Raw genomic sequence first — 9698 nt, forward strand, 5'->3', positions numbered from 1 at the left:
GAGGTTCAGGCCAGCACGAAATCAAAGCGCGCGGCGTGAGCGTCGCCATCGATCGTTAATAGGAGCCGCCTGTCGTACAACGAATCCTGCGCGTTCTGCCGCTCTCCGGGGAAGTACATCTGGGTCGTGAGCGGCCGGCCGTTCGGCGCCTGCACCGTGACGTGAAAATGCCGCGTGCGTCCCGGATACACGCCCGGCACGATGGTTTCCAGCCGATAGCGTCCTTCGCTGTCGGCGAACTGGTGGCCGCGCAGGCGATAGCCGTGGACGTCGTAGTTGCCGGCGTCGTCGGCGTACCAGAAGTCGAGCAGCGCGCCCGGCACCGGCTGGCAGCGGGTCGACATCACCCGCCCCGTCACGACGATCCGCGTCCCGCCGGTGCCCGGCTCCAGCAGCGACGCGCGCTCCGGCGAGCGCGGCAGGAAGAACGGGCCGGCAGTCTGACGCGGAGTCGATTCGTGATCGCCGGTGCAGGCGGGCGTCGGGAGAACCGTCGCGGCGCGGCTGGTGCCGGGCCGGCCGAGCGCGAGCAGGAGCAGCGTCGGCGGCACCGCACCCGACTGGCGGAGAAACGCGCGCCGCGCGTGGCTGACCCTTCTCGTGCGCATCGTGGACTCCTTTCTCGCGGCTCACGAGCATGGTAAGCCGAAATTCAGATCGGGCGCCTTGCAGTCCTGTTCTCAGGCGTGATCGCCTCAGATGATTCCGACGACCCGCATTGCGACAAGGCCCAAATCGCGGCGAGCCTTGCTGGCAATACAAACCACCCGCGACGACCCCAACCGAAACTCGCCTGCCTCCGCGGACGTGTAAACTGTCGGGTTTTTCACACTCTGGTGCATCGTGCAAGCCCCCCAGCGCACAGCTTTCAGCGGCCCGACGCTCATTCGCTTGTTGACGCGCCTGACGGACGTCGACGTCCCCGAATCGAGACAATCGCTCTCGGACCGGCTGAGCCAATGGCTCGGCTGGACCGACGCGATCGCCCTTTCGACCGCACTGTCCGCCAATCCGCCCGCCGCCGCCCCGGGCGCGCGGTCCGGCGGCCACGCTGAAGAGGACGAATGCGCCCGCGTGCGCGCGTCGCTGACGAAGGCGATCGCCCGCGACAGCGCATTTAGCGTCAAACGCCGCGATGGCGCGCAGGAAACATCAGTCGATTACGCGTTTTTCCGCCACCGCTGTCTCTCGCTGCAGCAGACGATGGAGACGTCGATCGGCACGTTGCGCGGCCGTCTGCGGTCGATGCTCGCCACGAGGACGCCCGCCATGACCCGACTCGCGATGGTCGATGCCGTCATGGAACAATCGCTCTCCGCACGCGAGCGAAGCCTGTTCGCAACGGTGCCCGTGCTGCTCGGCGGGCATTTCGAGCGATTGCGCAAGGCCGAGCAGGCGACGCTCGTTGCGAACGACGCCCGGAACGACACGCCCGGCGCATGGCTCGACGTGTTCCGCAAGGACATGCGGAGCGTGCTGCTGGCCGAACTCGAAATTCGTTTTCAACCGGTCGAAGGGCTGCTCGCCGCCCTTCAGGCCCGCTAACCGGGACGCCATGTCCAGATATCCGATTCATCTCGCCGTCTTTTTGACTGGCCTCGCCGCCGTGTGCTGGATCGGCGGCGGCTACGTCGTCTCGAACCCGCTGGCGTTCGCCGTCACGCTGCTGATCGGCGCCTGTTACGTCGCGGGCGCGCTCGAACTGTGGCGCTACAGCCAGGCCACGTCCACGCTCTCGGGCGCTGTAGGCGGCCTTGCCGGACCGCCGCCGGGACTCGCCGGCTGGCTCGATCGGCTGCATCCGAGCCTGCGCAATGCGGTGCGGCTGCGCGTCGAGGGTGAGCGCGTGGCTCTGCCCGGCCCGGCGCTGACGCCGTATCTGGTCGGTCTGCTGGTGCTGCTCGGCATGCTAGGCACGCTGCTCGGCATGGTCGCGACGCTGCGCGGCACCGGCATGGCGCTCGAAAGCGCTACCGATCTGCAAGCGATCCGCGCATCGCTCGCCGCGCCGGTCAAGGGGCTGGGGTTCGCGTTCGGCACGTCGATCGCGGGCGTCGCAACGTCGGCGATGCTCGGGCTGCTGTCCGCGCTGTTCCGGCGCGAGCGGATCGAGGCGGCGCAGACGCTCGACGTGAAAATCGCGACGAACTTGCGCGTTTTCTCGCAGGCGTATCAGCGCGAAGAGGCTCTCCGGCTGCTGCAGCGTCAGTCCGAACTGATGCCGACGCTGGTCGACCGTCTGCAATCGATGATGACGGCCATCGAACGTCAGAGCCTCGCGCTGAACGAGCGCCAGATCGCGAGCCAGGACGCGTTCCACGGCATGGCCGAGGCGGCTTATACGCGGCTGGCATCGTCGGTCGAGCAGTCGTTGAAACGGAGCGTCGCGGAAAGCGCGCGCGCCGCTGGCGCCGCGCTCCAGCCGGTCATGGAAGCGACGATGGCCGGCATCGCGCGGGCAACGGCCACGCTGCACGACACCGTCACGAATGCGGTGGAGCGGCAACTCGGCGGGGTTTCCAGCGGACTCGAATCGACGTTAGCGAGCATCACCCGCGACACGGCTACGTTGCACGACACGGTTACGAGCGCGGTGGAGCGGCAACTTGGCGGACTGACGACCGGTTTGGAATCGACGGTTACCAAAATTGCAGGTGATACAGCCACGTTGCACGAGACAGTGACAGGCGCCGTCGCGCGGCAACTCAGCGGATTGACGACCAGCATCGAATCGACGATGACAGGCATCGCGCGCGAAACCGCCACGCTGCACGACACCGTCACGAAAGCGGTCGAGCAGCAACTCACCGGCGTTTCGACAGGTCTCGAAACAACCACTACGACCATCGCCGACCTCTGGAAGCAGGCGCTCGCCGGCCACCAACAATCGAGCGAAGCGCTCGCGCAAGACCTGCGCACCACGCTCGACCGTTTCTCCGGCACCTTCGAAGAGCGCTCGGCCGGCCTGCTGGAAAACGTCGCCACTCGCCTCGACACGACGGCAGGCAGCGTATCGGCGGCATGGAACGAAGCGCTCTCGCGACAGGAACGCGCCGGTGAAAAGCTCGCCGCCGACAATCAGCAAGCGCTGTCAGCCGCCGCCGCGACGTTCGAGCAGCACTCGCAGTCGCTGTTGCGCGAGCTGAACCAGTCGCACGAAGGTTTGCGCACCGAACTCGCATCGCGCGACGAAGAGCGCCTCGCGGCATGGACCGCGTCGCTCGGATCGATGGCCGCCGCACTCCACGCCGACTGGCAAGCGACGAGCACGCACGCCGCGGCCCGTCAGCAGGAAATCTGCGACACGCTGGAACGCACCGCTAGCGACATGACCGCGCAGACCAAAGCGCACGCTGCCGACACCATCGGCGAGATCTCGCGGCTCGTGCAGGCCGCGTCGGAAGCCCCGCGCGCGGCGGCGGAAGTCGTCGCGGAATTGCGCCAGAAGCTCTCCGACAGCATGGTTCGCGATACGGCGATGCTCGAAGAGCGCAGCCGCCTGCTCGCCACGCTCGAAACCCTGCTCGATGCCGTGAACCACGCGTCTACCGAACAGCGCACGGCCGTCGATGCGCTCGTGTCGACGTCGGCGGATCTGCTGGATCGCGTCGGCACGAGATTTACCGATCACGTCGAGGCCGAAACCGGCAAGCTCGGCGCGGTGGCCGCGCAAGTGACCGGCAGCGCCGTCGAGGTGGCGAGTCTCGGCGAGGCGTTCGGCGCGGCCGTGCACGTGTTCGGTGCGTCGAACGACAAGCTCGCGGCGCACCTGCAGCGCATCGAAACCGCGCTCGACAAGTCGCTCGCGCGCAGCGACGAGCAGCTTGCCTACTACGTCGCGCAGGCGCGGGAAGTCATCGATTTGAGCATGCTGTCGCAAAAGCAGATCGTCGAGGAATTGCAGCAGCTCGCCGGCCAGCGCGCGTCCGCCGGAGCCGAAGCGGCATGAGCGAGGACATCGACGGCGGCGTGGAGCCGGCCGCACCGATCTGGCCCGTCTTCGGCGACTTGATGTCCGTGCTGCTGGGCGTGTTCGTGCTGATTCTGGTGGGCGTCATCGGCGTGCAGCTCGAACTGTCGAGCAAGCTGGATCAGGAGGTCAAGCAGCGTCAGGCGGAGACGCAGCGCCGCAAGACGCTCGAACAGGCGCTTGCCGGGCCGCTCGCGGCGGGGCGTGTGACGCTCGTGAACGGGCGCATCGGGATCAGCGGGAGTGTGCTGTTCGCGCTGAATTCCGATCAGTTGCGGCCCGAAGGACGGGACTTGCTGAAGAGCCTCGCCGGGCCGCTGTCCGCGTATTTGCGGGCTCGCGAAGAGATTTTGATGGTGAGCGGCTTCACCGACGACCGGCAGGTCCGCGAAGGCAATCGGCGCTTCGCCGACAACTGGGAATTGTCCGCGCAGCGGGCGCTGACGGTCACGCGAACGCTGATCGACGAGGGCGTGCCCTCTTCCTCGGTGTTCGCGGCGGCGTTCGGTGCGGGTCAACCGGTGAGTTCGAACGCCGACGACGCCGGGCGCGCGAAGAATCGCCGCGTCGAAATGGCGCCGATGCCGAGGCCGTCGTCGACTGCGGCGGTAAAGCCATGACGACGAACGCCGCCCGCGAAACGCTCGACGCATGGCGTGAGCACGGCGCCGATCGGCTGGACCCGGTGCGGTTTCTTTTTATCGATGCGCTGGAACGGCGCGCGGCCGGCCATCGCGGCGAAGCGCGACGGATTCTGGATGAGCGTGTCGCGGGGTTGCTGGAAGCCTATGCGGGCGATCTGGAACGCTTCGATTGCACAGCGCCGCCGCCGATCGAATCCGCTCGCGGACCGCTCGCCGAACTGGTCGATCACATCGCCAGTCATGCGTCGGACGGTGCAAGCACGTATCCCGAATTGGAAGCGCTCGATCACTTCAGGGAAACGTGGTCGCGAGTCAGCACCGCGCGGCAGCTGCGGCAATCGCTCGCGCAGGTGCCCGGAAACGCCGGTCCGCTCAATTCGAGCAGCCTCGTGCATCGATCGCTTTCGCTGATGCGTGAGCTGTCGCCGGGGTATTTGCAGCAGTTTCTTTCCTACGTCGATGCGCTGTCGTGGATGGAGCAGTTGAACGGCGGCGCCCCGGTGACCAGGGACGCGCCTCGCGCGGGAAACGTTAGGAAGAGCGGCCGGGCGAAAGCGCGCTAGCGCTTTTGCGAATCGATTGGCGCGACAAATCGCGCGCGCCGGCTACCGCGACAATCCCCGCCCGTCGATCGGCCAGAGCGCTTCCACTTGGAAAACGCGCGACCGTCGTAAGTGCGCGCCCACGTGGTGAATACGAATGGCGCAGCAAAACGCGCGTGCCATCTATCGCGACAAACCCCGCGCATCGATCGGCCAGATGGCTTCCACGCGATCGTCGCGAAAGCACACATACTCGTCATAAAGATTCACCGTCGGATCGCAATGTCCCGGCGGCAGCAGAACGCGCTCGCCGATCACGCCGGCGGTATCGCCCTCTGCTTCGAGCATGCCGTGTTCGTCGTTCGCGGCGACGTACCGCAGCGCCGGTCCTTTCGACCCAGGTGCCCAGCCGACACTGCGCGGCAATCCCGAATCGACGGCCAGCCCCTTCAGCCCCACATCGCACACGGCGATGCCCGCGCGCGCCGCGCTCATGATCGTCGAGAGGACGAAGAGGCTGTGGCGCGGCCGCATCGCGCCGGACCAGTCGAGGCCGCCGTAGTCGCCATCCATGAAGAGGTACGAGCCGGGCTGCACTTCTGTGTAGACGCCGCTCACGGCATCGAATTCGACCGTGCCCGTTCCGCCGCCCGTCATGACTGCGTAACGCACGCCGCGCGCATCGAGCGCGCGCAGGAACGCGGCCGTCCGGTCGGCGGTGCGCACTGCTTCTTCCTTGCGCGCGCTCCAGCCGGCGATATGCTGCGCGCCGCCGTGATACGCCTGCACGCCTGCGAAGCGCAGCGACGCATGCGCGGCCACGGCATCGACGAGTTGGAGAAGCGCGTCTGGCGTCGTCACGCCACAGCGATGCTGGCCAGCATCGACTTCGGGCAGCACGTCGATCGTGACGCCCGCCTGCGCCGCCGCTCTGCCGAGCGCATCCACCTGGACGCGCGCATCGACGCACACGCTCAACCGCACGCGCGACGCGAGTTTGACGGCCATCGCGAGCTTGTCCGCGCCGAAGAACTCGTTGCTGACGTGAATGCTTTCGATACCCGCCGCCGCGAACGGATACGCCTCGCTCAGCTTCTGGCAGCACACGCCGACCGCGCCCGCCGCCACTTGCCTTGTCGCGATGGCGCTCGACTTGTGCGCCTTCGCGTGCGGCCGCAGCGCAACGCCGCTCGATGCCGCGAAGGCCGCCATCTCGCGCAGGTTCGCATCGAAGGCATCGAGGTCGATCAGGAGCGACGGCGTGCCGACGCCCCCGAGCGAATCGCCGACGAGCGCGGCGGGAGGAACAGCAAGTGTCATGTGGATGATCCGGAATCGAGTGCAAGGGCCAGCACGCGCGCGACGTGCAGGGCCTCGGCCGCCGCGCCGTCGTGTATCTGATGGCGGCAACTGGTGCCGTCGGCGACGATAACATCTCCTCGCGCCGCCTGCCGCACGGCGGGCAAGAGCGACAGTTCCGCCATCGCCTTCGATGCCGCGTAGTGCTCTGCCTCGTAGCCGAAGCTGCCCGCCATCCCGCAGCACGACGACTCGATCGCCTTCACTTCCAGCCCCGGAATCCAGCCGAGGACCGTCTGCACGGGGCGAAACGCGTCGAACGCTTTCTGGTGGCAATGGCCGTGGACCCACGCGCGGGGCGCGTCGAGCGCGCGCAGCGGGAGGTTCAGCCGCCCCGCCGCTTTCTCGCGCACGAGAAACTCCTCGAACAGGAACGCTGATTCGGAGAGCTTGCGCGCTTCGTCGCCGTAGCCGTATTGCAGGAATTCGTCGCGCATCGAGAGCAGGCACGACGGCTCCAGCCCGACCACCGCGACGCCGCGATCCACATACGGCATCAGCGTATCGAGCAGGCGCCGCGCTTCGTGTTTGGCTTCGTCGACGAGACCCGCCGCGAGAAAAGTCCGCCCGCAGCAAACCGGCAGCTCGCCTTCGCGCGTATTGAAACGCACGGTGTAGCCAGCGGCTTCGAGCACGCGTTGCGCATCGCGGGCGTTGTCAGGCTCCATGTGGTTGTTGAACGTATCGACGAAAAGCAGCACTTCCTTTGCTGCGGATGCGTTCGATCTGCGCGTGACTGCATCGGAAAGGAACGACTTGCGAAAACGCGGCATCGACCGCTCGGGCGCAAAGCCGATCGCGCGTTTCACCCACGCGGACACCACCGGGATGCGCTCGGCAGCGGCCATCAATCCGCCGGCCCGCGCCGCATAGGGCGCGTAGCGCGGCATGTACGCGACCATCTTCTCGCGCAGCGTGATGCCATGACGTTTTGCCCACGCCGCGCGCGCCTCGATCTTGAACTTCGCCATGTCGACGCCGGTCGGGCAATCGCGCTTGCAGCCCTTGCACGACACGCACAGGTCGAGCGTCTCCTTCACGTCTCGGCTCGCGAGTCCTTCGTCGCCGAGTTGTCCGGAGATCGCGAGGCGCAGCGTGTTCGCGCGTCCGCGCGTGACGTGCTGTTCGTCCTTCGTCACGCGATAGCTCGGGCACATCGTCCCGGCGTCGAACTTGCGGCAGTGTCCGTTGTTGTTGCACATCTCGACGGCCTTGGCGAGGCCGCCGCTCAAATCGTCGCCGGTGCCGGGGAGAGTTTCGGCGCCCGTGAGCGGATCGCGCGTCACGTTCCAGCCCGACCAGTCGAGCGACGGCGTAAACGCCTTCTCTCGATACCCCGGCGCGAAGCGAAAGTTGCGTGCGTCGTCCATTTTCGGGGGACGCACGATCCGGTCGGGGCTGAAGCGGTTCTCCGGATCGAACAGCTGCTTGATCTCGCTGAACGCCTGGTTGATGCGCGGCCCGTACTGCCATGCGACCCATTCGCCGCGGCACAGGCCGTCGCCGTGTTCGCCCGAATACGCGCCTTTGTACTCGCTCACCAGTTCGGCGGCCTGCTCCGCGATCGCGCGCATTTTTACAGCGCCGTCGCGGCGCATGTCGAGAATCGGCCGCACGTGCAGCGTGCCGACGCTCGCGTGCGCGTACCACGTGCCTTCCGTGCCATGCTCGTGGAACATCTCGGTCAGGCGAGTCGTGTACTCCGCGAGATGTTCGAGCGGCACCGCGCAGTCCTCGATGAAGGACACCGGCTTGCCGTCGCCCTTCATGCTCATCATGATGTTGAGACCCGCCTTGCGCACTTCCCACAGCGCCTTCTGCTCGCCGGCCTCGGGCATCTTCACGACCGACCCTGGCAGGCCGAGGTCGCTCATCAGGTCGTCGAGTTGCGCGAGGCGTTGCACCTGCGCCGCGTGATCGTCGCCGGCGAACTCGACGAGCAGGATCGCAGCCGGCTTGCCCACCAGCGCCTTCTCGATCACCGGACGAAACGCCGGATTGGTGAGCGACAACTCGATCATCGTACTGTCGACGAGTTCGACCGCCGTCGGGCGCAGCTTCACGATGTGCTGCGCGAAGTCCATCGCCTGGTAGAAGGTCGGGAAGTTCACGACGCCGAGCGTCTTGTGCGCGGGCGGCGGCGCGAGCTTCAGCGTGAGCTGGCGGCTGAATGCTAACGTCCCCTCCGATCCGACCAGCAGATGCGCGAGGTTCGCCGAGCCGTCGTCCGTGTAGGCGAGCGGATTCTGGCAATCGAACAGGTCAATGTTGTAGCCTGCCACGCGGCGCAGCACCTTCGGCATGCGCTCGGCGATTTCGCTGCGCTCGCGCGTCGCGATGCGGCGTACGCCATCGATGATGCCTTTTAGCCGCGCGTCGTCCGCGGGCAGGTTCAGCGACTGGAAGCGCGCTTCGCTACCGTCGGCGAGCACGGCATCGATCGACAGCACGTTGTGCACCATGTTGCCGTATTCGATCGAGCGCGAGCCGCAGGAGTTGTTGCCGGCCATCCCGCCGATCGTGCACTGCGCGGCCGTCGATACGTCGACGGGGAACCACAGGCCGTGTGGCTTCAGCCACGCGTTCAGGTGATCGAGCACGACGCCCGGCTCGACCGTGACGGTGCGCGCATTCGCATCGAAGGAGACGATGTTGTTGAGCCACTTCGTCGTGTCGATGATGAGCGCCTCGCCCACCGTCTGTCCGCACTGGCTCGTGCCCGCGCCGCGCGCGAGCACCGCCGCCTTCTCGTCGCGGGCGATTTCGAGCGCCGCGCGCAGGTCGTCCTGATCGCGCGGCACGACGACGCCGATCGGCATGATCTGGTAGATCGACGCATCGGTGGAATAGCGGCCGCGGCTTGCGGTATCGAAGTAGACGTCGCCGCGCAAGGCTTCGCGCAGCCGCCGCGCCAGAGGCGACGCGTAGCGCGCCGCCGACGGGACCAGATGAATCGGCTTGACGAGCAAGCCTGAGGTCGGAGGAGTCATGTTGATTACCTTCGTGATGTTCGCTGGCGCTCGGGGTTGGGGTTGGGGTTGGGTTGGGGTTGGGTTGCTTAACACCGTTTGATGCGCTTGGGCTCCTGTGGAACTTGCTTTGGTGTCGGTCTATTTGCTCTGCCCCTGTCCGGGGCGGGACTCACTTTCTTTGCTGCTGCAAAGAAAGTAAGCAAAGAAAGCA

7 protein-coding genes are annotated in these 9698 nt (G+C 66.6%); 4 read left to right on the forward strand and 3 right to left on the reverse strand.

The window, feature by feature from the left end; all coding sequences use genetic code 11:
- Positions 1–5: 5 nt before the first annotated feature.
- Positions 6–608: a dioxygenase family protein gene (locus AWB67_RS27850; RefSeq protein WP_087659426.1), complete on the reverse strand. Its 603-nt coding sequence runs from the start codon at positions 606–608 to the stop codon at positions 6–8.
- Positions 609–840: 232 nt separating this feature from the next.
- Here AWB67_RS27850 and AWB67_RS27855 point away from each other — a divergent pair, with 232 nt between their 5' ends.
- The 4 genes from AWB67_RS27855 to AWB67_RS27870 are packed head-to-tail and all read left to right on the forward strand — an operon-like array spanning position 841 to position 5177.
- A complete protein-coding gene (locus AWB67_RS27855; RefSeq protein WP_087659427.1) occupies positions 841–1545 on the forward strand; it encodes a DUF3348 domain-containing protein in 705 nt (234 codons plus the stop codon).
- Positions 1546–1555: 10 nt separating this feature from the next.
- A complete protein-coding gene (locus AWB67_RS27860) occupies positions 1556–3949 on the forward strand; it encodes a DUF802 domain-containing protein (protein ID WP_087659428.1) in 2394 nt (797 codons plus the stop codon).
- Positions 3946–4590, forward strand: coding sequence for an OmpA family protein (locus AWB67_RS27865; protein WP_087659429.1), 645 nt, complete (start codon positions 3946–3948; stop codon positions 4588–4590). The genes AWB67_RS27860 and AWB67_RS27865 overlap by 4 nt, the downstream gene beginning before the upstream one ends.
- Positions 4587–5177 (forward strand): DUF2894 domain-containing protein, encoded by a 591-nt coding sequence (locus tag AWB67_RS27870; protein ID WP_087659430.1) that lies wholly within the window; start codon positions 4587–4589, stop codon positions 5175–5177. Before AWB67_RS27865 ends, AWB67_RS27870 begins: the two co-directional genes overlap by 4 nt.
- A 162-nt stretch (positions 5178–5339) precedes the next feature.
- Here the strand turns inward: AWB67_RS27870 and AWB67_RS27875 are convergent, their stop codons facing one another.
- Positions 5340–6476: a DSD1 family PLP-dependent enzyme gene (locus AWB67_RS27875; RefSeq protein WP_087659431.1), complete on the reverse strand. Its 1137-nt coding sequence runs from the start codon at positions 6474–6476 to the stop codon at positions 5340–5342.
- Positions 6473–9505, reverse strand: coding sequence for an FAD-binding and (Fe-S)-binding domain-containing protein (locus AWB67_RS27880; protein ID WP_087659432.1), 3033 nt, complete (start codon positions 9503–9505; stop codon positions 6473–6475). The genes AWB67_RS27875 and AWB67_RS27880 overlap by 4 nt, the downstream gene beginning before the upstream one ends.
- Positions 9506–9698 lie beyond the last annotated feature (193 nt).

Source organism: Caballeronia terrestris, from assembly GCF_001544515.1.
GTDB classification, from domain to species: Bacteria; Pseudomonadota; Gammaproteobacteria; order Burkholderiales; family Burkholderiaceae; genus Caballeronia; species Caballeronia terrestris.

Bases quoted from the DNA above. Each gene is read 5' to 3' on its own strand.
- AWB67_RS27850 (WP_087659426.1), bottom strand. From the start codon at position 608: ATGCGCACGAGAAGGGTCAGCCACGCGCGGCGCGCGTTTCTCCGCCAG.
- AWB67_RS27860 (WP_087659428.1), top strand. From the start codon at position 1,556: ATGTCCAGATATCCGATTCATCTCGCCGTCTTTTTGACTGGCCTCGCC.
- AWB67_RS27865 (WP_087659429.1), top strand. From the start codon at position 3,946: ATGAGCGAGGACATCGACGGCGGCGTGGAGCCGGCCGCACCGATCTGG.
- AWB67_RS27870 (WP_087659430.1), top strand. From the start codon at position 4,587: ATGACGACGAACGCCGCCCGCGAAACGCTCGACGCATGGCGTGAGCAC.
- AWB67_RS27875 (WP_087659431.1), bottom strand. From the start codon at position 6,476: ATGACACTTGCTGTTCCTCCCGCCGCGCTCGTCGGCGATTCGCTCGGG.
- AWB67_RS27880 (WP_087659432.1), bottom strand. From the start codon at position 9,505: ATGACTCCTCCGACCTCAGGCTTGCTCGTCAAGCCGATTCATCTGGTC.